This is a genomic window from Streptomyces gossypii (assembly GCF_025165795.1).
GTDB lineage: Bacteria > Actinomycetota > Actinomycetes > Streptomycetales > Streptomycetaceae > Streptomyces > Streptomyces gossypii.
The window spans coordinates 144,375-167,305 of the sequence record NZ_JAJAGO010000011.1; the positions used below are offsets into that span (position 1 = coordinate 144,375).

The 22,931-nt window shown below is 71.1% G+C and carries 22 protein-coding genes and 1 riboswitch; of the genes, 9 read left to right on the top strand and 13 right to left on the bottom strand.

All coding sequences use genetic code 11. The features are described from left to right. Positions 1–19 precede the first annotated feature (19 nt). Positions 20–976 (top strand): MurR/RpiR family transcriptional regulator, encoded by a 957-nt coding sequence (locus LHJ74_RS23145; RefSeq protein WP_375546814.1) that lies wholly within the window; start codon positions 20–22, stop codon positions 974–976. Between the two features lie 111 nt (positions 977–1,087). Then, on the top strand, positions 1,088–2,029 hold the full coding sequence (murQ, locus tag LHJ74_RS23150) for an N-acetylmuramic acid 6-phosphate etherase (protein WP_260220086.1): 942 nt from the start codon (positions 1,088–1,090) through the stop codon (positions 2,027–2,029). A 137-nt stretch (positions 2,030–2,166) separates the two neighbouring features. Here murQ and LHJ74_RS23155 read toward each other — a convergent pair whose 3' ends face one another. From LHJ74_RS23155 to thrC, 5 genes are all read right to left on the bottom strand, one after another. After that, entirely contained in the window at positions 2,167–2,610 is a 444-nt protein-coding gene (locus LHJ74_RS23155) for a hypothetical protein (RefSeq protein ID WP_260220087.1), read from the bottom strand. 225 nt (positions 2,611–2,835) lie between these two features. Beyond that, positions 2,836–4,464 carry a chaperonin GroEL gene (groL, locus tag LHJ74_RS23160; protein WP_260220088.1) on the bottom strand — a complete coding sequence of 543 codons (1,629 nt, stop codon included), beginning with the start codon at positions 4,462–4,464 and terminating at the stop codon, positions 2,836–2,838. Positions 4,465–4,802: 338 nt separating this feature from the next. Beyond that, entirely contained in the window at positions 4,803–5,006 is a 204-nt protein-coding gene (locus LHJ74_RS23165) for a cold-shock protein (RefSeq protein ID WP_260220089.1), read from the bottom strand. A gap of 403 nt (positions 5,007–5,409) precedes the next feature. After that, complete coding sequence (locus tag LHJ74_RS23170) at positions 5,410–5,688, bottom strand: MoaD/ThiS family protein (RefSeq protein ID WP_260220090.1); 279 nt, start codon at positions 5,686–5,688, stop codon at positions 5,410–5,412. Between the two features lie 187 nt (positions 5,689–5,875). Next, positions 5,876–7,162, bottom strand: a complete 1,287-nt coding sequence (gene thrC, locus LHJ74_RS23175) for a threonine synthase (RefSeq protein ID WP_260220091.1) — start codon at positions 7,160–7,162, stop codon at positions 5,876–5,878. Between the two features lie 17 nt (positions 7,163–7,179). Continuing rightward, positions 7,180–7,327, bottom strand: a riboswitch (SAM riboswitch). Positions 7,328–7,489: 162 nt separating this feature from the next. On the opposite strand from thrC, the gene LHJ74_RS23180 reads away from it, so the two are divergent. After that, entirely contained in the window at positions 7,490–8,467 is a 978-nt protein-coding gene (locus tag LHJ74_RS23180) for a glucosyl-3-phosphoglycerate synthase (protein WP_260220092.1), read from the top strand. Positions 8,468–8,491: 24 nt separating this feature from the next. On the opposite strand, the gene LHJ74_RS23185 is transcribed toward LHJ74_RS23180, so the two are convergent. Then, positions 8,492–8,899 (bottom strand): RidA family protein, encoded by a 408-nt coding sequence (locus LHJ74_RS23185; RefSeq protein WP_260220093.1) that lies wholly within the window; start codon positions 8,897–8,899, stop codon positions 8,492–8,494. Positions 8,900–9,035: 136 nt separating this feature from the next. Here LHJ74_RS23185 and LHJ74_RS23190 point away from each other — a divergent pair, with 136 nt between their 5' ends. Further along, positions 9,036–10,508 (top strand): alpha,alpha-trehalose-phosphate synthase (UDP-forming), encoded by a 1,473-nt coding sequence (locus LHJ74_RS23190; RefSeq protein WP_260220094.1) that lies wholly within the window; start codon positions 9,036–9,038, stop codon positions 10,506–10,508. A 231-nt stretch (positions 10,509–10,739) separates the two neighbouring features. Here LHJ74_RS23190 and otsB read toward each other — a convergent pair whose 3' ends face one another. The 3 genes from otsB to LHJ74_RS23205 are packed head-to-tail and all read right to left on the bottom strand — an operon-like array spanning position 10,740 to position 13,219. Beyond that, entirely contained in the window at positions 10,740–11,612 is an 873-nt protein-coding gene (gene otsB / locus LHJ74_RS23195; RefSeq protein WP_260220095.1) for a trehalose-phosphatase, read from the bottom strand. A 26-nt stretch (positions 11,613–11,638) separates the two neighbouring features. Then, on the bottom strand, positions 11,639–11,950 hold the full coding sequence (locus LHJ74_RS23200) for a DUF3263 domain-containing protein (RefSeq protein ID WP_375546815.1): 312 nt from the start codon (positions 11,948–11,950) through the stop codon (positions 11,639–11,641). 27 nt (positions 11,951–11,977) lie between these two features. Continuing rightward, the gene (locus LHJ74_RS23205) at positions 11,978–13,219 is read right to left on the bottom strand and encodes an extracellular solute-binding protein (protein ID WP_260220274.1); all 1,242 of its coding nucleotides are present in this window, start codon (positions 13,217–13,219) and stop codon (positions 11,978–11,980) included. A gap of 355 nt (positions 13,220–13,574) precedes the next feature. On the opposite strand from LHJ74_RS23205, the gene LHJ74_RS23210 reads away from it, so the two are divergent. The 3 genes from LHJ74_RS23210 to LHJ74_RS23220 all read left to right on the top strand — a co-directional run bounded on the left by LHJ74_RS23210 (position 13,575) and on the right by LHJ74_RS23220 (position 16,783). Then, positions 13,575–14,522: an ROK family protein gene (locus LHJ74_RS23210; protein WP_260220097.1), complete on the top strand. Its 948-nt coding sequence runs from the start codon at positions 13,575–13,577 to the stop codon at positions 14,520–14,522. Continuing rightward, entirely contained in the window at positions 14,519–15,700 is a 1,182-nt protein-coding gene (gene nagA, locus LHJ74_RS23215; RefSeq protein WP_260220098.1) for an N-acetylglucosamine-6-phosphate deacetylase, read from the top strand. The genes LHJ74_RS23210 and nagA overlap by 4 nt, the downstream gene beginning before the upstream one ends. 123 nt (positions 15,701–15,823) lie before the next feature. Further along, on the top strand, positions 15,824–16,783 hold the full coding sequence (locus LHJ74_RS23220; RefSeq protein ID WP_260220099.1) for a 1-phosphofructokinase family hexose kinase: 960 nt from the start codon (positions 15,824–15,826) through the stop codon (positions 16,781–16,783). Between the two features lie 24 nt (positions 16,784–16,807). Here LHJ74_RS23220 and LHJ74_RS23225 read toward each other — a convergent pair whose 3' ends face one another. Both LHJ74_RS23225 and cdgB read right to left on the bottom strand, forming a co-directional pair. Further along, complete coding sequence (locus LHJ74_RS23225; protein WP_260220100.1) at positions 16,808–17,812, bottom strand: carbohydrate-binding protein; 1,005 nt, start codon at positions 17,810–17,812, stop codon at positions 16,808–16,810. Positions 17,813–17,999: 187 nt separating this feature from the next. Continuing rightward, on the bottom strand, positions 18,000–19,682 hold the full coding sequence (cdgB, locus tag LHJ74_RS23230; protein ID WP_260220101.1) for a diguanylate cyclase CdgB: 1,683 nt from the start codon (positions 19,680–19,682) through the stop codon (positions 18,000–18,002). A 314-nt stretch (positions 19,683–19,996) separates the two neighbouring features. On the opposite strand from cdgB, the gene LHJ74_RS23235 reads away from it, so the two are divergent. Continuing rightward, positions 19,997–20,560: a flavin reductase family protein gene (locus LHJ74_RS23235; RefSeq protein ID WP_260220102.1), complete on the top strand. Its 564-nt coding sequence runs from the start codon at positions 19,997–19,999 to the stop codon at positions 20,558–20,560. Positions 20,561–20,566: 6 nt separating this feature from the next. Here LHJ74_RS23235 and LHJ74_RS23240 read toward each other — a convergent pair whose 3' ends face one another. Then, positions 20,567–20,866 carry a YrhK family protein gene (locus LHJ74_RS23240; protein ID WP_260220103.1) on the bottom strand — a complete coding sequence of 100 codons (300 nt, stop codon included), beginning with the start codon at positions 20,864–20,866 and terminating at the stop codon, positions 20,567–20,569. A 105-nt stretch (positions 20,867–20,971) separates the two neighbouring features. Beyond that, positions 20,972–22,006, bottom strand: coding sequence for an alcohol dehydrogenase catalytic domain-containing protein (locus LHJ74_RS23245; RefSeq protein WP_260220104.1), 1,035 nt, complete (start codon positions 22,004–22,006; stop codon positions 20,972–20,974). 111 nt (positions 22,007–22,117) lie between these two features. Between LHJ74_RS23245 and LHJ74_RS23250 the strand changes: the two genes are divergently transcribed. Further along, the gene (locus LHJ74_RS23250) at positions 22,118–22,891 is read left to right on the top strand and encodes a pentapeptide repeat-containing protein (protein ID WP_260220105.1); all 774 of its coding nucleotides are present in this window, start codon (positions 22,118–22,120) and stop codon (positions 22,889–22,891) included. The last annotated feature ends 40 nt before the right edge of the window (positions 22,892–22,931 follow it).

Consider the following 22,931-nt stretch of genomic DNA (forward strand, 5'->3'; position numbering starts at 1 on the left):
CTGAAAATATCTTCCTTCTGTGGCCAATACTCTGAAGGAAGATTTCACCAGACGCGCCGGTGCCCCTCCCCGCCCCACTGCCGCGGGTCCTCCAGGGCCGCCCGGCCCTGCCGCCCTGGCGGCGAAGGTGCGCACCATGGCGCCCTCCATGACGCGTTCGATGCAGCGCGTCGCCGAGACCGTGGCGCACGACCCGGCCGGCTGTGCGCGGCTGACGGTCACCGGCCTCGCGGAGCGTACGGGCACCAGTGAGGCCACCGTCGTGCGGACTTCGCGGCTGCTCGGCTACCCGGGCTACCGGGACCTGCGGCTCGCGCTCGCCGGGCTGGCCGCCCAGCAGGAGTCCGGCGCCGCGCCGTCCGTCACCGCCGACATCGCACTCGACGACCCGATATCCGAGGTGGTCGCCAAGCTCGCGCACGACGAGCGGCAGACCCTCGCCGACACCGCGACCGCGCTGGACACCGCTCAGGTCGAGGCCTCCGTCACGGCCCTGGCCGGCGCCCGCAGGGTCGACCTCTACGGCGTCGGCGCGTCCTCCCTCGTCGCCCAGGACCTCGCGCAGAAACTCCTCCGCATCGGTCTGATCGCACACGCACACGCCGACCCGCATCTCGCCGTCACCAACGCCGTCCAGCTGCGTGCCGGTGACGTGGCGCTCGCGATCACCCACTCCGGCCGTACGGTCGACGTGATAGAGCCCCTGCGCGTCGCGTTCGGGCACGGGGCGACCACGATCGCCGTCACCGGGCGGCCGGACGGAGAGATCGCGCAGTACGCCGACCACGTGCTGACCACCTCCACGGCCCGCGAGAGCGAGCTGCGGCCCGCGGCGATGTCGAGCCGCACCAGTCAGCTGCTCGTCGTCGACTGCCTCTTCATCGGCGTCGCCCAGCGGACGTACGAGACGGCCGCACCGGCGCTGTCCGCCTCCTACGAGGCGCTCGCGCACCGCCACTCGCCCCGGCCACGCTGACGGCGGCGGGCACGCACTCACCCGGTCCCGCTGCTGCGGCCACCGGCTGCACCCGTCTGCCCGCCGGCGCCTCCACCACACCCGCCCCATCAGAAAGAGCCGTACGTCGCTATGACCGACACCGCTGACTCCCCGTACAGCGAGCTGCGCGCCGAACTGGACACCCTCACCACCGAGGCGTTCCGCAGCGAGCTGTCCGAGATCGACCGGCTGCCGACGCTGGAGATCGCCAAGCTCATGAACGGCGAGGACGCCACCGTCCCCGCCGCCGTCGCCGCCCAACTGCCCCGGATCGCGGCCGCAATCGACGGCACCGCGGAGCGGATGGCCCGTGGCGGACGCCTCATCTACGCGGGCGCCGGGACCGCCGGGCGGATGGGTGTCCTGGACGCGAGCGAGTGCCCGCCGACCTTCAACACCGACCCGGTCGAGGTGATGGGCCTGATCGCGGGCGGCCCCTCCGCCATGATCAAGGCCGTGGAGGGCGCCGAGGACAGCAAGGAACTGGCCGCCGCCGATCTGGACGCGCTGAGCGTCGGGGCCGAGGACACCGTCGTCGGCATCTCCGCCTCCGGCCGCACCCCGTACGCGGTCGGCGCCGTCGAGCACGCCCGCTCGCGCGGGGCGCTCACCATCGGCCTGTCGTGCAACGCGCACTCCGTGCTGGCCGCCGCCGCCGAACACGGCATCGAGGTCGTCGTCGGCCCGGAGCTGCTGACCGGCTCCACCCGGCTCAAGGCGGGCACCGCGCAGAAGCTCGTCCTGAACATGCTCTCGACCCTGACCATGATCCGGCTGGGCAAGACCTACGGGAATCTGATGGTGGACGTCCGCGCCTCCAACGAGAAGCTGCGCGCCCGCTCCCGCCGCATCGTGGCGCTGGCGACGGGCGCCTCGGACGCGGAGATCGAGGCGGCGCTCGCGGCCACCGACGGCGAGGTCAAGAACGCGATCCTGACCCTCCTCGGTCAGGTGGACGGCCCGACCGCGGCCCGGCTGCTCGCCGAGAAGCACGGACACCTCCGCGAGGCGCTGCACTCCGCCAAGGGCTGAGACCAAGAACTGAGACCAAGGACTGACCGGCGTAGGCGCGGGGCACGCGAAGCGGACAAGGGCGCGTGCACGGGGGCGGCCTCACTCCTTCGGGTGAAGAGACGGGGCCGCCCCGATGCCACACGACTGGCGGTGCGTCAGCGCACGGTGATCTGGATCGTCTTCGAGATCGCGGTGCCCCGCTCACCCGTCACGATGCGCAGCTCGTTCTTTCCCTTCATCCCCAGCTTCACCCGCAGGCTGTACGAGCCGTCTCGGTTGACGGTCGTCTCGGCGGGCAGGAACTTCCACTCCCCGGACCGCTTCTGCTGAAGCAGCACGGTGTAGCCGGGCTTGACCCCCTGGGTCTTGCCTGTGATGCGGAACTGCTGCCATGCCCTGACGGTGGTGACGTCGGCGTGCGCGGTGAGCGACTCGACCGCGGGAGCGGCGGCCTCGGCGGGAGTGCCGACCGCCGCGTCCTCGCGGGGCGCGGGCTCACCGGCGACGGCTGTGCCAGCGACGGCCACGGCGCCCGCGCCCAGCAGGCTCAGGGCGAGCAGCGGGGCGACGAGGCGGCGGGAGATGAGGGTTCGGTTCATTGGTGCTTCCTGTTCTGGGGAACGAATATGTTGATCACAGAAAACAGGAAGACGGGGTTCCGTTTCTTCGGCCGAACGGTCATTCTTTCCTCGCATGGGCCAACCGCCGCACGGAGTCCCTGGCATGGACGACCGCCGCGCATACCCGCGCACGCCGAAGGGCGGCCCCCCGGCTGGGAGCCGCCCTCGGCGTGTGCGTACAGCGGAACCGCTGATCCCGGGGGATCAGAAGCCCATGTCGCCGCCCATGCCACCGGTCGGGTCCGCGGCGCCGGCCGCGGCCTTCTCCGGCTTGTCGGCGATGACTGCCTCGGTGGTGAGGAAGAGCGCCGCGATGGAGGCGGCGTTCTGCAGCGCGGAGCGCGTGACCTTGGCCGGGTCGTTGATGCCCTCGGCCAGCATGTCGACGTATTCACCCGTCGCGGCGTTGAGGCCGTGGCCCGGGGTCAGGTTGCGCACCTTCTCCGTCACCACGCCGCCCTCGAGACCGGCGTTGATCGCGATCTGCTTGAGCGGAGCCTCCAGCGCGAGCTTGACGGCCTGAGCGCCGGTGGCCTCGTCGCCCTCCAGCTCCAGCTTGTCGAAGACGGTGCCCGCCTGGATGAGGGCCACGCCACCACCGGCGACGATGCCCTCTTCGACGGCGGCCTTGGCGTTGCGCACCGCGTCCTCGATGCGGTGCTTGCGCTCCTTGAGCTCCACCTCGGTGGCGGCGCCGGCCTTGATGACGGCGACGCCGCCGGCCAGCTTCGCGAGACGCTCCTGGAGCTTCTCGCGGTCGTAGTCCGAGTCGGAGTTGTCGATCTCGGCACGGATCTGGCTGACCCGCCCCTGGACCTGCTCGGTGTCGCCCGAGCCGTCCACGATCGTCGTCTCGTCCTTGGTGATGACGACCTTGCGGGCGCGGCCGAGCAGCTCCAGCCCGGCGTTCTCCAGCTTGAGGCCGACCTCCTCGGAGATGACCTGGCCACCGGTGAGGATGGCGATGTCGCCGAGCATGGCCTTGCGACGGTCACCAAAGCCGGGGGCCTTGACGGCGACCGACTTGAAGGTGCCGCGGATCTTGTTGACGACGAGCGTGGAGAGCGCCTCGCCCTCGACGTCCTCCGAGATGATCAGCAGCGGCTTGCCGGACTGCATGACCTTCTCCAGCAGCGGAAGGAGGTCCTTCACGTTGCTGATCTTGGAGTTGACGATGAGGATGTACGGGTCCTCGAGCTCCGCCTCCATCCGCTCCATGTCGGTGGCGAAGTAGGCCGAGATGTAGCCCTTGTCGAAGCGCATGCCCTCGGTGAGCTCGAGTTCGAGCCCGAAGGTCTGCGACTCCTCGACCGTGATGACGCCTTCCTTGCCGACCTTGTCCATCGCCTCGGCGATGAGCTCGCCGATCTGGGGGTCGCCGGCGGAGATGGAGGCGGTGGAGGCGATCTGCTCCTTCGTCTCCACATCCTTCGCCTGCTCCAGCAGGGCGGCGGAGACGGCCTCGACGGCCTTCTCGATGCCGCGCTTCAGCGCCATCGGGTTGGCGCCGGCCGCGACGTTGCGCAGGCCTTCCTTGACGAGCGCCTGGGCCAGGACGGTCGCGGTCGTCGTGCCGTCACCGGCTACGTCGTCCGTCTTCTTGGCGACCTCCTTGACCAGCTCGGCGCCGATCTTCTCGTAGGAGTCCTCGAGCTCGATCTCCTTGGCGATGGAGACACCGTCGTTGGTGATCGTGGGCGCGCCCCACTTCTTCTCCAGCACGACGTTCCGGCCCTTGGGGCCGAGCGTGACCTTGACAGCGTCGGCGAGCTGGTTCATCCCGCGCTCAAGGCCGCGACGCGCCTCCTCGTTGAACGCGATGATCTTGGCCATGTGAAGTGGTCCTCCCGGACGTCGGGGATCCCCCCAGCACAGAGTGTCGGGGGGCGGATTTCTCCGGACCGCGCTGGCGCCCGCGACGGACGGCCTCCTCGCCGGGTGGTTCCTTGCTCCACCCAGTCCGCAGACCTCACCGAACCGGTCCTTCTGTCACTCTCACTGTCAGAGTGCTAACGCTAATGATTAGCACTCGACCCCCTCGAGTGCAAGCGGTCCCGGGCGGCGCCGGCGGCGGCAGTGCTGCACGCAGGAGTGTGCGCGGGCGCGCGCGAGGGCCCGCACCCTGATGGGTGCGGGCCCTCGGAGAGCTGTATGCAGTCCCGGTCGGCGCTTCAGCCGGTGACGCGGACCATGTCCGCCTGCGGCCCTTTCTGACCCTGCGAGACCTCGAACTCGACTCGCTGTCCTTCATCCAGGGTGCGGTAGCCGTCCATCTGGATCGCGCTGTAGTGGACGAAGACGTCCGCACCACCGTCGACCGCGATGAAGCCATACCCCTTCTCCGCGTTGAACCACTTGACGGTGCCCTGAGCCATTCCTAACTCCCCTATTACTGGCCCTTGCGCGAGCCCGCACTTCGCGAACCCGGGTCAGACCTCACCCCCAGTAGTCGGGGATGTGCGCCGGAACGCGTCGACCGCCGCTGAATGTATCTGCCCGAACGCCGTGTGCAACAGGTCAGTTGGACGAGAATTCCTGAAGCGACAGATCGGCGGTTAACCGGAATTCCGCAGGAAAGCGGGGCAACAGGGACCGGGCATAACGCAGTAACGCGACAAATGCGGCACCGCTTTCGGGCACAACTTGTCGCGTTCTCGTTGCGTGTGACACGCATGGGGAGGGAGCGGCACTCACTCTACTCCCTTTCACGACACCGAATTGCCCCCTCCCGGACCTGCCGGGAGGGGGCAATCAGCGTGAGCGAAGGCGCGCGGAGGCTCAGCAGCCGCCCGCGACAGCCGGGATGATCGAGACGCCCGCGCCGTCCGGCGTGGCCGTCTCCAGACCCTCGGCAAAGCGCACGTCATCGTCGTTCACATACACGTTGACGAAGCGGCGCAGCTTGCCCGCGTCGTCCAGCACGCGCGGGCCGATCCCGCCGTGGTTCCTCTCGAGGTCGGCCAGCACCTCGGCCAGGGTCGTGCCTTCGGCGGGCACCTCGGACTTGCCACCGGTGTAGGTACGCAGGATGGTCGGGATTCGGACATTGACGCTCATGCGGGTTCACCTTCCGTGAATGACCGTGAAAACGGACGGGCAGCGTGCGTGCGGAGCGGCCTGCGTGGCTCAGTCTGCGCGGGCCGGTCTGCGCGGACCAGTCTGCGAAAGGACCAGTCTGCGCGGATCCGCCTGCGTACGGCAGAGCGCCTGCCCCGGAGCCGTGCCGCAGACGGGCGATACGGTCTCAGCCGAGACCGGCGTCCCGGAACGCGTCCAGGCTCGGGCGGATCGTCGCGGTCGGCCCAGTCGTCGGCGCCACCGCGTCCAGTGTCTTCAGGCCGTCGCCCGTGTTGAGCACGACGGTGGTCAGCGACGGGTCCAGCAGGCCCTTCTCGATCAGCTTGCGGGTGACGCCCACCGTCACACCGCCGGCCGTCTCGGCGAAGATGCCCTCCGTACGGGCGAGGAGCTTGATCGCGTCCACGATCTGCGCGTCGTCCACGTCGTCGACCGCGCCCCCCGTACGCCGGGCGATGTCCAGGACGTACGGGCCGTCGGCCGGGTTCCCGATGGCCAGCGACTTCGCGATGGTGTCCGGCTTCACCGGCCGTACGACGTCGTGCCCTTCCTGGAAGGCGCGGGAGACCGGCGAGCAGCCCGCCGCCTGGGCTCCGAAAATCCGGTAGGGCTTGTCCTCGACGAGGCCGAGGGCGATCAGCTCCTTGAGCCCCTTGTCGATCTTCGTCAGCTGCGAACCGGAGGCGATCGGGATCACCAGCTGGTCCGGCAGTTCCCAGCCCAGCTGCTCGCAGATCTCGTAGGCAAGCGTCTTGGAGCCCTCGCCGTAGTACGGGCGCAGATTGACGTTGACGAAGCCCCAGCCCTCGCCCAGCGGGTCGCCGATGAGCTCGGAGCAGAAGCGGTTGACGTCGTCGTAGTTGCCCTCGATGCCGACGAGTTCACCACCGTAGACGGCGGCCATCACGACCTTGCCCTGCTCCAGGTCGTGCGGGATGAAGACGCAGGAGCGGAATCCGGCGCGGGCCGCCGCGGCGCCCACCGCGCCCGCCAGGTTGCCGGTCGAGGAGCACGAGAGGGTGGTGAAGCCGAAGGCGCGGGCGGCCTCGACGGCGATGGCGACGACGCGGTCCTTGAAGGAGTGCGTCGGGTTGCCGGAGTCGTCCTTGATGTGGAGGGAGCCGGTGACGCCCAGCTCGCGGGCGAGCCTGTCGGCCTTCACCAGCTGGGTGTAGCCGGGGTTGGTGCTCGGCTTGGACGCGACGTCGGCGGGGACGGGCAGCAGCGGCGCGTAACGCCAGATGTTCTTCGGGCCTGCCTCGATCTGCTTCCGCAGCCCCTCCGGGTCACCGGTCGGCAGGTTGTAGGCGATCTCCAGCGGGCCGAAACACGCCTCGCAGGCGAAGATCGGGCCGAGTGGGAAGCGTTCGCCGCACTCTCGGCAGGACAGGGCGGCGGCGGGACCGAGCGAAACTGAGGCGCCGGTGGACTTCTCGGGAGTCTGCACAGCCATGAAGGCGAGGCCCTTTCTCCTCATCTTCCCCGTGACGTATCTCGCCACGAGACGGACTTGGCACCTTCACTAGCCGGGAGCCTCGCGGGACAGCATGAGCGCAAGGTCGGCTGGAGGGTTGCCGGGGCTTCATCGGGCCGTTCCCTCTGCCCCTCTGGATGAGCGGTATGAAGTTGTTGCCGCGCTGCCGCTGAACCACCGCATGCAGCCGGACTGACGGGTCGACCCCGGCATGTGAAGGCCGACGTCGTTGTTCAAGACTGTAACCGAAGGCCACGGATGCTGAGATAGCGTCCGAACCGCGAGATGGATCACTAAGGAGCGCACGTGCTGGACGAGGTCGGCCACTGGCTGGAACGTCGCTCCTGGTCAGCGGCCGATCGGCCGATCGGCCAGCTGCTGGCCGCCAAGCGGGAGCAACGCGGCGGGGGCGTGAGCGTGGTACTGCCCGCGCTGAACGAACAGCACACCGTCGGCCGGATCGTCTCCGTCATCCGCCGGGAGCTGATGTCGGAGGCCGTCCCGCTGGTCGACGAGCTGGTGGTGATGGACTCCGGCTCCACCGACCGCACGGCCGAGGTCGCGCACGACGCGGGCGCGACGGTCGTCCACCGCGACGAGGTCCTCCCCCGGCTGCCCGCGCTGCCCGGCAAGGGCGAGGTGCTGTGGCGGTCGCTGCTGGCGACCAGCGGCGACATCGTCTGCTTCGTCGACGCCGATCTGGAGGACTTCTCGGCGGACTTCGTCTCCGGCATCGTCGGCCCCCTGCTGACCGACCCGTCGGTGCGGCTCGTCAAGGCGATGTACGAGCGGCCGCTCGGCACCGTCCCGGGCGAACCGGAAGCGCCTGCGACCGGCGGCGGCCGGGTCACCGAGCTGGTCGCCCGTCCGCTGCTCAACCTCCACTGGCCACGGCTGGCGGGGTTCGTCCAGCCGCTCGGCGGCGAGTACGCGGCCCGGCGCGAGCTGCTGGAGCGGCTGCCCTTCCCCGTCGGCTACGGCGTCGAGCTGGGGCTGCTGGTCGACGCCCTGCACACAGCCGGTCTGGACGCCCTCGCCCAGGTCGACGTGGGTGTCCGGCGCCACCGCCACCAGGACAGCCAGGCGCTGGGCCGGATGGCCGCCGCGATCTACCGCACGGCGCAGCAGCGGCTGCCCCGGCCCCAGCCCGCACGGGCGGAGCTGACGCAGTTCGCGAGGACGCGGGAGGGCCGCTTCATCCCGCGTACGCACACCGTCGACACGAAGGAGCGTCCGCCGATGCGCGACATCCCCGAGTACGCGGCGCACCGCCACGCGGCCTGACGCGGCTCCCCCGCACCGCACGCCTCACGCCGTGACGGCGACGGCTTCCACCTCCACCAGCTGGTCGTCATACCCCAGCACCACGACACCCAGCAGGGTGCTCGGCGCGTCGTGGTCCCCGAACCAGTCGCGGACCACCTCCCACGCCTCGACCAGATCCGCCTGGTTCGACGAGGCGACGTAGACGGTGGTCTTCGCGACATCCGTACGGGAGGCGCCCGCGCCCTCCAGCGCCGCACCCAGATTGGCCATCACCTGGCGGGCCTGGCCCGCGTAGTCCCCCACGGCGACGGTCCGGCCCTCGGCGTCCAGGGGGCAGGCCCCCGCGGTGAAGACCGTCCGGGACGGCGCCGTGACCGCCGACGCGTAGGCGTACTCGGCCACGTCCGACAGCTGTTCGTTCCGGATCAATCGCACACTGCTGCTGCTCACGCCCACCCTCTTCTCGTCCGTATCCTTGAGCTCCTGAGCCAACCGGAGCACACCCGTCGGCACGTCACCACCCGTTTTCGCCGCGCCACACGGGCCACCACGTTTACAAGGATCACCGGACGGCTAGGCTCCGGCCATGGCCGACCAGGGTTCCGCGCAGGTGCTTGTCGCGTCCAACCGAGGCCCCGTCGCCTACACCGCGGCTTCGGACGGCTCGCTCACCGCACGGCGCGGTGGCGGCGGGCTGGTCTCCGGGCTCAGCGCGATCGGGCCGGACGCGGGCGCGCTGTGGGTGTGCGCGGCCCTCGGGGACGCCGACCGGGAGGCGGCGCGGCGGGCGGGCCCCCGGCTCGACCCGGAGGAGACGGGCGGCCAGGCCGTCCGGATGCTGGACATCCCGCCGGGCATCTTCGCGGACGCCTACGGCGGCATCTCCAACTCCGTGCTGTGGTTCGTCCATCATCTGCTCTACCAGACGCCGATCGAGCCGGTGTTCGATGCCGACTTCATCCGCCAGTGGGGCGCGTACGAGACGTACAACGTGGCCTTCGCCGACGCGCTCGCACAGGAGGCGGACGACGGCGCGGCGGTGCTGGTGCAGGACTACCACCTCGACCTGGTCCCGGCGCTGCTCCGGGAGCGTCGCCCCGACCTGCGGATCGGCCACTTCTCGCACACCCCGTGGGCGCCGCCGGACTACTACCGGATGCTGCCGGACGCCACCGCCGCCGCCGTGCTGCGCGGTGTGCTGGGCTCCGACCGGGCGGCCTTCCTCACCCGGCGCTGGGCCGACGCGTTCACGGCCTGCTGCGCGGACGTACTGGGCGCCGAGGTACGGGACGGCTCCGGCGAGGCGGGGAGCGGCGAGCCGAGCATCGTCTACCAGGGCCGCACCACCCGGATCGGCGTGCACGGTCTCGGCGCCGACGCGGACTTCCTGCGCGAGCGCGCGCACCGCGCGGACGTCACCGAACGGATGGCGGAGCTGCGCGAGCAGGTCGGCGAAGACCGCCGGACGATCGTGCGGGTGGACCGCACCGAGCTTTCCAAGAACATCGTGCGCGGCCTGCACGCCTTCCGGCAGCTGCTGACCGATCGGCCCGAATGGCGCGAACGGGTGGTGCACATCGCACTCGCCTACCCGTCCCGGCAGGACCTCGCCGTCTACCGCGACTACACGGCCACCGTCGCGCGCGTCGCCGAGGAGATCAACGCAGACTTCGGGACGCCGGGGTGGACGCCCGTCATCCTGCACGTGAAGGACGACTTCGCCCGTTCGCTGGCCGCCTACCGGCTCGGGGACGTCGCCCTGGTCAACCCCGTCCGCGACGGCATGAACCTGGTCGCCAAGGAGGTACCGGTCGTCTCCGACGCGGGCTGCGCCCTCGTGCTGTCCCGCGAGGCGGGCGCCGCCGCCGAACTGTCCGGTGACGCGCTCACGATCAACCCGTACGACGTCTCCCAGACGGCCCGCGCCCTCCACGAGGCCCTGACCATGCCCCCGGCCGACCGCGCGGCCCGCACCACCCGCCTCGCAACAGCAGCCACGGCCCTCCCTCCCGCCGCCTGGTTCCTGGCCCAACTCAACGCCCTCCGCCCGGCCGCCTGAGCACACCAGCACTCCCTCGCGCCCCCGTAGCGGGGCCCGGGACGCCAGCCCCGAGACCGGGCGTCCGGAGGCGACAGGACCGGAGCCTGGGGGCTGCTGCCCCCAGGCGGGGGCCCGGGGGCAGCAGCCCCAAAACGGGGCCCGGGGGCGCCAGCCCCAAAACGGGGCCCGGGGGCGCCAGCCCCCAGTTTCGGGAAGGGGCGGGTCAGGGGAGAACCCCGCCCGCCACCGTCACGCGGGCGCCGCCGCCCCGAACGACGTCGCGAGCGCGTCGAACAGCGCGAGGACACCCGCCGGACCGTCAACGACCAGATCCGCGCGATCGGCCAGCTCCGTCACCTCGTCACTGCCGCTGCACACCAGCACCCCCGCCACCCCCTCTTCCCGCAACGCGGCGACAGCCGCAAACGCGGCGAGGTCGCCTAGGTCGTCGCCCGCGTACAGCACCGCCTCCGCGCCCGTCTCGCGTACGAACTCCCGCAGTGCCAGCCCCTTGTCCATGCCCGGCGGGCGCAGCTCCTGCACCAGCCGGCCCGGCTCGACCCGCAGGCCGTGCCGGGCGGCGAGCGCGGCGAGGGGCGCCCGCAGGCGCTCGTACGCGGCGGCGGGCTCCTCCGCACGGCGGGTGTGTACGGCCACGGCCCGGCCCTTGTCCTCGACGTGGACGCCGGGCTCCCCGGCGAGCAGGCCGGGCAGTTCCTCGCGTACGGAGGCGATGCCGGGGTGGGGTGCGGGGGTGTGGACCTCGCCGGAGGCCGCGTCCCAGCGTTCGGCGCCGTATGCGCCGAGAACGGTCAGGTTCCGCACCTCGGGGAGGTCGGCGAATCCGCTGTAGCGCACGGCGAGTTCGGCGGGGCGCCCGGTGAGGACGGAGAACGCCCGCAGATGCGGGGCGAGCCGTGCCACTACGCGGCTGGTGTCCGGGTGCGCTCGGGCGTCCTCGGGGTCGGGCACGATCGGCGCGAGTGTGCCGTCGAAGTCGGTGAGGACAACGGTGCGCGCGGGGTGCGCGAGGACGGCGTCGAGTCCGGCCCGGCCTGCCGGGGTGGCGGGGGCCGGAAGCGGTGAGGGGGGCGGAGGAGTCGGAGAGGAGTCACTGCCCATACCTGGGACCCTACCGGGTGGTGCTCTCAGCGGCGGGCGCGGCGGGATTCCCGGCGGCGGCGCAGACGGTTGACCGTGACCGGATCGTGGGCAAGCGCGTGCGGATCGTCGAGCAGCGCGTTGAGCAGCTGGTAGTAGCGGGTCGGGGAGATCCCGAGCCGCTCCCGTATTGCGCGTTCCTTCGCGCCCGGCCCGGACCAGCCGCGGCGTTCGACGGCGAGGACGTCCGCGTCCCGCTCCGACAGGCCGTCGGCGGCGGCCCGGCTGCCGCCAGCGACGCCGCCGGAATCACCGCCGGGGTCACCGCCGGTCTCGCCGTACCGCTTCTCGTGCGCCATTCCTACAAGCTACTCCTCAGCAGCTCCTCAGGAGCCGGACGAGGACTCGGCTGTCTCGGCCGCCCGCTGGATGCTGCCGAGCACCCGGGCCGGATCGCCGTCGGGGGCGACCACCTCGCCGATCCTCTGCTTGATGTCCGAACTGACCTCGCCCCAGGAGACCTTGCCCACCGGGTAGAACTCGGCAGTCGGCAGCTGCTCCAGGAATTTCCGCAGCTTGCGCTGCTCGCTGTCTCCCCGCATGCGCTCGGAGCCGGAGGTGGTCACGGGCAGCAGGTCGTAGCGGCTGACGAAGTCGTAGTGGTTCTTCTCGCTGAAGGCGAAGGCGAGGAACTCTCCGATCTCCTTCCGGTGGCCGTTCTTCTTGAAGGCCATGATCCAGTCGGCGACGCCCATGGTGGAGCTGGCGGCGCCGCCCCGGCCGGGCAGCTCGGTGGTGCCGTACTTCACGTCCTCGCGCGCCGCCTGCTGCATCAGGGTCGGGTGGCCGTTGAGCATGCCGACCTCGCCCCGGGTGAAGGCGTCGAAGACCTGCTGCCGGTCGGTCTTTTCGGGGTTCGGCCCGGTGAGGTCCGCGTTGATGAGGTTGTCCCGGAGCCAGTTGAATGCCTCTATGTTGTCGGCTGAGTCGATGATGTAGCTGCCGCCGGTGTCGGTGTAGCCGCCGCCGTCGCCGAGCATCCACATCATGGTCTCGGCGGGCGCCTCCTCGGGGCCGAGCGGCAGACCGTACGGGTGTTTGACGCCCGTCGCTTTCAGCGCCCGCGCCGCGTCCCGGAGTTCGTTCCAGCTCTCGGGCGGCTTGTCCGGGTCGAGTCCGGCTTCGGTGAAGAGGTCCTTGTTGTAGAAGAGCAGCCGGGTGCTGGCGGCGAACGGCAGGCCGTACTGCATGCGGTGCACTTCCCCGGCGGCGGCCAGGGTGGGCAGGAAGTCGGCCTGTACGGGGATGGGGAGCAGGTCGCCCGCGCTGTAGAGGAGGTCCTGGTCGGCGTAGCTGGCGTAGGAGCCGATCTGGGCGATGTCGGGCGGATCGCCTGCCTTGACCATTTCGGCGACCTTCGCGTCGACGTCGTTCCAGCTGAGCACGGTGACGTCGATGGTGATGCCGGAGTTGAGCTGTGTGAAGTCGCGGGCCAGCGCGTCCCAGTACTTCTGGGAGCCGTTCTCGCCGCCGGGGTCGCCGTAGTCGGCCGCCACGAGCTTGAGCGTCACGCTGCTTGCGGAATCGTCACTGCAGGCGGCAGCGGATACCCCCACCGCACTCACCATGCCGGTCGCCGCGAGCCCCAGGAATTGCCGCCGCCGCACATGACCTCCTTCTGTGGTCCGAAGCCGTGGCCCGGACCGAATTCCTTCGGTGTTCTTCTGCGGGGCCCGTCTCGGCCGTCCCGCGTTCGGCAGGGCGCGAGTCTCTCCCGTATCGCTCACAAGGTCTACACCACTGACAAGATCACCCGAAAAGCGCATCCCGCCGGGCGTGCTGACCAGGCATGTCGCCGAACGGACACCAGTGGTCCAGACCCTCCCCCCAGCAACCCCCTCTCGGAGAGAGCGCTCACATCACCCAGAAAGATCAGGTAAGTGGACTAGACCTGTACACGTTCCACGCGGGAGACTGTCGGACGTGAGTCCATACGTCATCGCCCTCGACGTGGGCGGCACCGGGATGAAGGCCGCCCTCATCGGCCCCGGACCGGAGCACCCGCCCCTGTACGAGACACGCCGCGTCACCCCCCGCGAGCAGGGGCCGGAGGCAGTCGTCGAATCCGTGCTCTCCTTCGCCGCCGAACTGCGCGCCCACGGCCTGGAGAAGTACGGCACCGAACCGGTCGCCACCGGAGTCGGCCTGCCCGGAATCGTCGACCAGGCGAACGGCGTGGCCGTGTACTCCGCCAACCTCGGCTGGCGCGACGTACCTCTGCGCGCGCTGCTCCGTGAGCGGCTGGGCAACGGACTCCCCGTAGCCGTAGGCCATGACGTCCGCACGGGCGGTCTGGCCGAGGGCCGGATCGGCGCGGGCAAGGGCGTCGACCGTTTCCTCTTCGTGCCTCTCGGCACCGGCATCGCCGGGGCGATCGGCATCGACGGCCGGGTGGAGCCGGGCGCACACGGGAGCGCCGGTGAGATCGGCCATGTCGTGGTCCGCCCGGACGGCCCGGAATGCCCCTGCGGGCAGCGCGGGTGCCTGGAGACCCTCTCCTCGGCCGCCGCCGTCGGCCGCGCCTGGGCCGCGGTCAGCGGTGACCCGGAGGCGACCGCGGCCGACGCCGCCAAGGCGGTCGAATCCGGTGACCCCCGGGCGACAGCCGTATGGGCGGACGCGGTCGACGCGCTCGCCGCCGGACTCGTCACCGGCCTCACCCTGCTGGACCCCCGCACCCTGATCATCGGCGGCGGTCTGGCCGAGGCGGGCGACACCCTGTTCACCCCACTGCGGGAAGCGGTGCGCGCGCGGGTGACCTTCCAGCAACTCCCCACGATCGTCCCGGCCGCCCTCGGGGACGCTGCCGGTTGCCTGGGCGCGGGCCTTCTCGCCTGGGATCAACACTCCGCGGAGGTTTCGAGCCGATGACGCCCAAGACGCCGATGACGCCCATGGCACCGCACGAACGCATGGTTCTGGCCGGGGCACGGGTGGTCCTTCCGGACGGAGTCGCCCAGAACGGGCGGCTGGCCGTCGAGGGCCGTACGCTCGCGGCGGCCGAGCCCGCCGAGCCCGCCACCTACGACCTGACCGGGCACTGGATCGTGCCCGGCTTCGTCGACGTGCACGTACACGGTGGCGGCGGTGGTTCCTTCTCGGCGGGCGACGCGGGCGAGTCCATGAAGGTGATCGACACCCACCGGCGGCACGGGACCACGACACTGCTCGCCTCGACCGTCACCGGCGATCTGGACGATCTGGCACACCAGGCGGGCGCGCTGAGCGAACTCGTCGAGCAGGGCGATCTGGCGGGAATCCACTTCGAGGGCCCCTTCATCGCCCGCAACCGCTGCGGCGCACACGAGCCGGAACTGCTGCGCGACCCCGACCCGGCCGACGTACGCAAGCTGGTCGACGCGGCGCGCGGCACCGCCCGGATGATGACCCTCGCCCCGGAGCTGCGCGGCGGTCTGGACTCCGTACGGCTGCTCGCGGAGCACGGCGTCATCGCGGCGGTCGGCCACACCGACGCCACCTACGAGGCGACCCAGGAGGCGATCGACGCGGGAGCGACCGTCGCCACCCATCTCTTCAACGCGATGCCCGCTCTGGGCCACCGCGTCCCCGGTCCGATCGCGGCGCTGCTCCGCGACGAGCGGATCACCATCGAGCTGATCAACGACGGGACGCATCTGCATCCCGGCGTGCTGGAACTCGCCTTCGACAGCGCGGGCCCCGGGCGGGTCGTCTTCATCACGGACGCCATGGGCGCGGCCGGAATGGGCGACGGTGTCTACCCGCTGGGCCCGATGAAGGTCGATGTGCGGGACGGCGTCGCCCGGCTGGCCGAGGGCGGGTCCATCGCCGGTTCGACGCTCACCCTGGACAGGGCCCTGCGCCGGGCGGTCACGGTGGACGGGCTGCCGATCGAGCACGCCGTGCGGGCGCTGTCCGCGAACCCGGCGCGGCTGCTGGGGATGGCGGACCAGATCGGCTCGCTCGAAGCGGGCAAGGACGCCGACCTGGTGGTGCTGGACGAGGACCTCGCCCTGACGGCGGTCATGCGCAAGGGGTCCTGGGTGGTGCCGCCGCCCTCCCGCGCGTGATCTCCCGGACGGACCAGGCGGTCTGTCCCTGCGGTTCCGGCGGTGACATGATCACCATGCATTCCGTACGTCCGCCCGGCACACCGCCGGGAAGGCGCGTGTCCGCAAGGGGTTGACTCTCGCATGATCCTCACGGTGACGCCGAACGCCGCGGTGGACCTCACCTACCGCGTCCCCCGCCTGGAGCGGCACGGCTCGCACCGGGTGACCGAGGTGACGGAGCGGCCCGGCGGCAAGGGGATCAACGTCGCACGGGTGCTCGCCGCACTCGGGCACGACACCGTGGTGACCGGCTTCGCGGGGGGCCGTACGGGTGAGCAACTCCGTGCGCTGCTCGCCGACGCCGCGCCGGAGAAGCTGTTGTCCTGGCCGGGCTCCGTGACAGACGCGCTGGTGCCCGTCGCCGCGGGCACCCGCCGTACCGTCGCCGTCGTCGACGAGGAGAGCGGGGACACGACCCAGTTCAACGAGCCCGGCCCGCTGATCACCCCCGAGGAATGGGACGGTTTCCTCGGCACCTACCGCGGACTCCTCACGGACACCGGCACCGACGCGGTCGCCCTGTGCGGCAGCCTGCCGCCCGGTGTGCCGGTGGGCGCGTACGGCACGCTCGTACGGGAGGCCCGCTCGGCTGGGGTGCCGGTGCTGCTGGACACCAGCGGTGAGCCGCTCCTCCGCGGGCTCGCCGCGCGCCCGGACCTCATCAAGCCCAACGCGCACGAGCTGGCGGAGATCACCGGCACCAGCGAACCGCTGCGCGCCGCGCACGAGGCCCGGCGCCGAGGCCCGCACACGGTGGCCGCCTCACTCGGGCCCGACGGCATGCTGCTGGTGACAGCGGACCAGGTCTGGCAGGCGGTGCCGCCCAGACTCGACGGCAATCCGACCGGGGCGGGCGACTCGGCCGTCGCCGGGCTGCTGTCCGGCCTGGTGGAGGGGCTCCCCTGGCCGGCACGGCTCGCCCGCGCGGTGGCGCTGTCGGCGGCGACCGTACGCTCGCGGGTCGCGGGCGAGTTCGATCAGGAGACCTATGCGGAGCTGCTGCCCCAGGTAGAGGTGGCCGAGCGGACGCCCACACCGTAGGGCCTGTCCGGTGGATCTTCCAGGTCAGCCGCCCGCGCGCTTGAGCCACACCTGGTCGAGGTTCACGTTGCAGGAGTCACCCTGTCCGCAGGAGATCGCGAAGGTGTTGGAGCCCTTCTTGATCTGCACCGTGGAATACGTGTACGTCCAGCCCTTCTCCCAGTCGCCCTTGGGAGCCTTCGCGTAGTTCTTCATGCTCAGGCCGGTGGCATGCGGCTTGCCGTTCACCGCGAGCGAGAGGTTCATGTCCTCACCGGGCACGCTGTAGCGCACGTACAGGTTGTAGGTGCCGCCCTCGTCGAGCTGGGCGTCCCACCTGGCGGCCGAGCCGGGCTTGTTCATTCCGGCGACGTAGTTGCCGCCCTTGCCCTTTGCTCCCGGGACGGTGTCCTCCAGATGGGCGTCGCCCTCCAGGCGCAGCGTGGCCGCGTCCTCCTTCGGAGGTGTGCCCGGCTTGCTGTCGGCGTTCTTGTCCTCGCCCGTGTCCTTCTTGCCCTTCTTCTCGCCCTTGTCGCCGCCGGCGTCGTCCGCCGGAGGTGCGCTGGCCGACTCGCCCGCCTCGGCGCCCTCGGCCGCGTCACCGCCGTCGTTGAAGATCATCGCGGCACCGATGCCCATCACCACCGCGGCGACCACGGCGACGGCGCCTATCAACAGTCCGTTCCGGTTGCCGCCGCCCCGGCCACGGCCACCGCCGGGCGCCCCGCCCCGGCCACCGCCCGGCTGGCGCATCGCGGCCCGCCCGCCCGGCATCGTCTCGGGCGCCGCGTAGTGGGCGTTGGGGTGCTGGGCACCGGGCTGCTGCTGGTACTGCTGCTGGTGTGGCTGCCCCTGGTACTGCTGCTGGGCACCGCCGTACTGCCGCTCCCCCACAGCCTGGACCTGGTTGTACGAACGCCGGGGGACTCCGGGCTGATGGGTCGGCTGCTGAGCCGCCGCGCCGTCCGAGCCACCGCCCTCCTGGCGGTACAGATAGGCGAACGGGTCATCGCCCTCGGGCGTGCCCGTGCCGTTGTTCTCGGCGGTCATCCCCTGTCACTCCCTACTGCGTCAGGTATCCGGCCGAGCCTACCTCCCACGGGCGACCCGTACGCCAGCGATGAAATGATCTCAGAGCGGACGCGTGGTGAATCTTTCGGGCGGACCGGGAGCACACACACCCCGCGACCGCCGCCCGGTGCCGCGCGGTGAAGCACTGGTACCCCTGTGCGCCTCTTCAACCCGCCCGGCGCTGACCTTTGGCACGCGACCGCTTTTCCACGTACATCCGCTGGTCGGCGGATTGGAGCACCTCTTCGGCGGTCATCCCGCACCCCGCCCAACCGATCCCGAAGCTGGCGCCGACACGAACCGACCGGCCGTCGACCCGGATCGGTGGAATGATGGCGTTCCGCAACCGGACCGCGAGATCCTGGGCCTCAGCAGGACCCACGCCGTCCGCCAGGACCACGAACTCGTCACCGCCGAGGCGCGCCACGGTGTCGTTGTCCCGCACGAGACTCGACAGCCGCTGCGCGACGGCTATCAGTACCGCGTCACCGCAGTGGTGGCCGTAGCGGTCGTTGATGGACTTGAAGCCGTCGAGGTCGCAGAAGAGGACGGCGAGACCTTTCTCACCGGGCCCGTCCGGCGGGACGGCGTGCACATGATGCGGATCGGACGCCTGCGGCCGGTACGACCGGCCGTCGTACGGAGAGGCGCCGCACACGCCCCGCCCGCCGCCCAGCTCCTCGGCGGCGAAGTCGTCGAACTCCTCACCCTTGGCGTCCACGTCGGTCAGCGCGGACGACACAGCTTGGGGGACTCCCAAGGTGGCCCGGCCCGGGTGCGCGCACAGCCTGCTGGTCAGCCGGGCGCGCAGCTCGGCGCTGTTGGGCAGCCCGGTCAGGGAGTCGTGGCTGGCGCGGTGGGCGAGCTGAAGCTCGTGGCGCTTGCGGTCCTCGATGTCCTCGACGTGGGTGAGCAGGAAGCGCGGTCCGTCCGCCGCGTCCGCCACCACGGAGTTGCGCAGCGAGACCCATACGTGTGATCCGTCCCGGCGGCGCAGCCGCAGCTCGGCTCGGCCGCCCTCGGCGGAGGTGCGCAGCAGGGTGCCGATGTCCTCGGGGTGCACCAGGTCGGAGAAGGAGTAGCGGCGCATCGCGGAGGCCGGGCGCCCGAGCAGCCTGCACAGCGCGTCGTTCGTACGCACCAGTCGGCCGTGCTCGTCGCCGCCCATCTCGGCGACCGCCATGCCGCTGGGCGCGTACTCGAAGGCCTGCCGGAAACTCTCCTCGCTGGAGCGCAGCGCCTGCTGCTCCCGCTCCAGCCGCACCAGGGCACGCTGCATGTTGGCGCGCAGCCGGGCATTGCTGAGGGCGATGGCGGCCTGCGAGGCGTAGAGCTGGAGGGCCTCGCGCCGCCAGGCGTTGGGGCGGCGGCCGTTGTCGGGGCGGTCGACGGAGATCACGCCGAGGAGTTCGCTGCCGGAGGCGTAGAGCGGGGCGAGGAGCCGGTCGACGGGGTGCCAGGCGTCGGGGGCGTCGGATACGGCGCCCGTGGCATGCCACGTGGGGACGTCGTCCTCCTCCAGAACCCAGCCTTCGGTGTACGGGATGAAGCGCAGTTCTCCCCAGCGCTCCCCCATGGTCAGGCGGCGCTCCCAGGATTCGCGGGAGCCGACGCGGCCCGACATCGTCGCCTCGGCCTTTCCGCTGCCGGCGACGGCGGCGACGACGAGATCGCCGTCCCCCCGTACGAGGTTGACGATGCTCAGCTGGAAACCCAGCCCGTCGACGACTCCGTCGGCGATTGCCTGGAGGGTGTCCGCGAGACTGCGGGCGGTGTTCAGATGTGCCACGACCTGATGCAGTTTCCGCAGGCTGGCGAGGCGGACATACGGTTCCGACTCGGTCTCCATCGCCTCCCCCAAAGCGTCGTACGGCAGTCCTCGGACCCACGGTCGACGGTCCGTCCTCCGCGTGCACATGCACGTGCAGGCACGCATAGGCCCACTGAATCACAGTCAGCTGTTCCCCCGGTACACAGGGTCAACGCTAAATGCCCGCTGTGACTCAAGTCACAACCATACGCTTATGACCGACTCCGCTGCGTGGGAGCGCTCCCTGAAACGGCCTCCCACCCGCCGGTGGCGGGTCCTAGGCGGGGTACTAGGACCTGTCTGGTTCCGCAGCCCGATGCAGGGTGCCACGCGGGAGCTATACGGTTCCCGACGTGTCCCATGCAGCATACGAGCAGACGGCGTCCCGGATCCCCCATTCTGAGGGAGTGAGCGAGGACGAGTTCAAGGCTGCCATGGCCAGACTGACCGCCGGAGTGGTGCTGGTGACCGCCCACGACCCGGAGGAGGGGTCGCGCGGGGAGGACGTGGGCATGACCGCGACAGCCTTCATGTCGGTGTCCCTGGAGCCCCCGCTGGTGCTCGTCAGCCTGCGGGACGGCTCCCGGATGGACGAGCTGCTCGAACGCCAGCCGCTGTGGGCCGCCGCCCTGCTCACCGAACACCAGCGCCAGATGGCCGCCCGCTTCTCGATGAAGGGGCGGCTGAGCGACCGGCTGCTCTTCCGGGACGTCCCGCACAGCCGGGGCGCCGTCTCCGGCGCACCGCTGCCGGAGGATTCACTCGCACTCGTGGAGTGCCGTACACAGGAGCGGGTCCGGGCCGGGGATCACAACCTCGTCATCGCGCGGGTGCTCCGCGCCTCGCTGCCGCACACCGCCGACGCCGGACCGCTCACCTACTACCGGGGCGGCTACCGCGCACTCCCGCGCGGCTAGGGCGCCCTAGTAGTCCTGCGAGGACTCCCGTGCCTGGCCAGGACTCAACGCACTGATGCGGCGCAGATGGAGCTGCCGGGACAGCCGGATCACCGGACGGATCATCAGTTCGACGCTGCCGAGCAGAAAGCACCAGGTGCCCGTCCTGGCCCAGTCCTCGGAGAAGAACATCACGCTGCCCACGATGAACCAGGCGGCGATGAGGATGTCGTTCAGGATGCTGACGGCCTCATAGCGCTGCCGGACCACCAGTTCCTCGTGGCCGATGTGGAACGTCAGCAGGCCGCGGCCGGGGAGCTCACTCATGGCATCAGTCTGGCGTCACCGCCGGTCCCCGGCCTCTCGGAAGCCCGCATCTGGCGGGACCTGGCGGAGCGCGGGGCGCGTCGTACGCCCCGCTCCCCCACAGGGTCACGGCAGGAGGACGACCTTGCCGATGGTGCCGCGCTCCGAGAGTGCCCGCTGCGCACGCGCCGCCTCAGCCAGCGCGAAGGGCTGGACCAGCGGCACCAGCGTGCCCGCCGCCGCGTGGGCCATGGACTCCTCCTCCAGCGCGCGCTTCTGAGCGAGCATCCGCGCCCCGTCGAGCGACCGGACGCTGATGCCGCGCTCCGCCAGCTCCTCCTCGGCCGGCGCGACCGCGCCGTCGGCGGCGAAACCGGTGGCGGCGCTGCCGTACGCGTGGTGCGTGCCGCCGACGGCGACCAGGCCCAGCGCGATACGCCCCGGCTCGCCGCCGACGCTGTCGAAGACGTGGGTGAAGGGCCGGTCGCCATCCGGGCCGCCCCGGCTGCCCGGACCGCCCTGGCCTGTCGCCTCGCTCAGCCCCGCGAGGATGTGTCCGGACCAGTCGGGAAGGTTGTAGTCGACGGCGAGGTCGGCGCCGAGTTTCGCCACCGTCTCGGTCTTCCCTGGCCCGCCCGCCGCACCGACGACCCGTGCACCCCGGTCCTTCGCGTACTGCAACAGCAGTGAGCCCATGCCGCCCGCCGCGGCCAGCACCAGCACCGTGTCCTGGGGGCCCAGCTCGACGCCGCGCAGGACGCCCATCACGGTGCGGCCGGTGCCGATCATGGCGACCGCCTGTGGCGCGTCCAGCCCGTCGGGCAGCACGTGCAGGGCCTCGGTGCCCACCACGGCCAGCTCGGCATAACCGCCCGGGGCCTGCCCGAGATGGGCGACGACGCGTCGTCCCAGCCAGTCGGAATCCACGCCCTCGCCCACCGCGTCGACGGTGCCCGCGATCTCGCGGCCGGGGATCGTCGGCAGCTCGGGCAGCGGCAGCGGTCCGAGCTGGAGCCCCTCGCGCAGTGCCGTGTCGATGAGGTGCACCCCCGCGGCGGCGACCACGACACGGACTTGGCCACTGCCCGGTTCAGGGTCCTCCACCTCCTCGTGGACCAGGTTCTCGGCGGGCCCGAAGGCATGCAGGCGGATGGCGCGCATCGTGGACTCCTGTCGTCGGTGACTCTCGGGCCGAGCATCCAACTTAAAGGGCACTTCATGTCAATCTCCCGCCGTCCCGCCACTGTCAGTGGCGCCGTGCAGGATGGGGGCATGGCGACGGGCGAGGCACGAGGCACGGCACGAGACGGTGCGGCACGAGGCGGCACAGCGCGGGGCGCCCGGGGGCGTGGCGGGAAGCGGGGCCGCGGAGCGGGCGGCGTGGCCCCGCCGCAGCGCCCCGGCATCTCACTGCCCGCACTCCGCCCCTTCGAGGAGAGAGCCCTGCGGGCGGACGGGGATTACGACGGGCTGGCCTTCACCGACCTCGACCTCGGCGGGGCGGAGGGCGCGGGCGCGACCTTCCTGGAGTGCGGCGTCTACCGCTGCGCACTCGGCGAGGCCGTGCTCCGCAAGGTGCGGCTGATCGACTCCGTGTTCGAGGGAGTCACGGGTGTGGGCACGAACCTGGCGAGCGCGGAGTTCCGCGATGTGGAGCTGACGGACGCCCGGCTGGGCGGGGTTCAGCTGCACGGCTCCCGGCTGATGCGCACCGTCGTGCGCGGCGGCAAGATCGATTTCCTCAATCTGCGCCAGTCCGTGCTGACCGACGTGGTCTTCGAGGACTGCGTCCTGATCGAGCCGGATTTCGCAGACGCGCGACTGGAGCGGGTGAGCTTCGCCGGGTGCGTGCTGCGCCAGGCGGACTTCCACGGCGCGACGATGAAGGACGTCGACTTGCGGGACGCGGCGGAGCTGGGCATCGCGGCCGGCCTGGACCGGCTGGCCGGAGCCGTCATCAGCTCGGCACAGCTGCTGGACTTGGCCCCGGCGCTCGCACTTCAGCTGGGCATCCGGGTCGAGGACGGCCACGAGGGCGGGGCGTAACGACCTGGTGCACGACCAGCCGGTGGATCAGGTCGTAAGG

Excerpts from the sequence above, each read along its gene's own strand:
- murQ (WP_260220086.1), top strand. The coding sequence starts at position 1,088 with ATGACCGACACCGCTGACTCCCCGTACAGCGAGCTGCGCGCCGAACTG.
- LHJ74_RS23155 (WP_260220087.1), bottom strand. The coding sequence starts at position 2,610 with ATGAACCGAACCCTCATCTCCCGCCGCCTCGTCGCCCCGCTGCTCGCC.
- groL (WP_260220088.1), bottom strand. The coding sequence starts at position 4,464 with ATGGCCAAGATCATCGCGTTCAACGAGGAGGCGCGTCGCGGCCTTGAG.
- LHJ74_RS23165 (WP_260220089.1), bottom strand. The coding sequence starts at position 5,006 with ATGGCTCAGGGCACCGTCAAGTGGTTCAACGCGGAGAAGGGGTATGGC.
- LHJ74_RS23170 (WP_260220090.1), bottom strand. The coding sequence starts at position 5,688 with ATGAGCGTCAATGTCCGAATCCCGACCATCCTGCGTACCTACACCGGT.
- thrC (WP_260220091.1), bottom strand. The coding sequence starts at position 7,162 with ATGGCTGTGCAGACTCCCGAGAAGTCCACCGGCGCCTCAGTTTCGCTC.
- LHJ74_RS23190 (WP_260220094.1), top strand. The coding sequence starts at position 9,036 with ATGGCCGACCAGGGTTCCGCGCAGGTGCTTGTCGCGTCCAACCGAGGC.
- otsB (WP_260220095.1), bottom strand. The coding sequence starts at position 11,612 with ATGGGCAGTGACTCCTCTCCGACTCCTCCGCCCCCCTCACCGCTTCCG.
- LHJ74_RS23200 (WP_375546815.1), bottom strand. The coding sequence starts at position 11,950 with ATGGCGCACGAGAAGCGGTACGGCGAGACCGGCGGTGACCCCGGCGGT.
- LHJ74_RS23205 (WP_260220274.1), bottom strand. The coding sequence starts at position 13,219 with ATGGTGAGTGCGGTGGGGGTATCCGCTGCCGCCTGCAGTGACGATTCC.
- nagA (WP_260220098.1), top strand. The coding sequence starts at position 14,519 with ATGACGCCCAAGACGCCGATGACGCCCATGGCACCGCACGAACGCATG.
- LHJ74_RS23220 (WP_260220099.1), top strand. The coding sequence starts at position 15,824 with ATGATCCTCACGGTGACGCCGAACGCCGCGGTGGACCTCACCTACCGC.
- LHJ74_RS23225 (WP_260220100.1), bottom strand. The coding sequence starts at position 17,812 with ATGACCGCCGAGAACAACGGCACGGGCACGCCCGAGGGCGATGACCCG.
- cdgB (WP_260220101.1), bottom strand. The coding sequence starts at position 19,682 with ATGGAGACCGAGTCGGAACCGTATGTCCGCCTCGCCAGCCTGCGGAAA.
- LHJ74_RS23240 (WP_260220103.1), bottom strand. The coding sequence starts at position 20,866 with ATGAGTGAGCTCCCCGGCCGCGGCCTGCTGACGTTCCACATCGGCCAC.
- LHJ74_RS23245 (WP_260220104.1), bottom strand. The coding sequence starts at position 22,006 with ATGCGCGCCATCCGCCTGCATGCCTTCGGGCCCGCCGAGAACCTGGTC.
- LHJ74_RS23250 (WP_260220105.1), top strand. The coding sequence starts at position 22,118 with ATGGCGACGGGCGAGGCACGAGGCACGGCACGAGACGGTGCGGCACGA.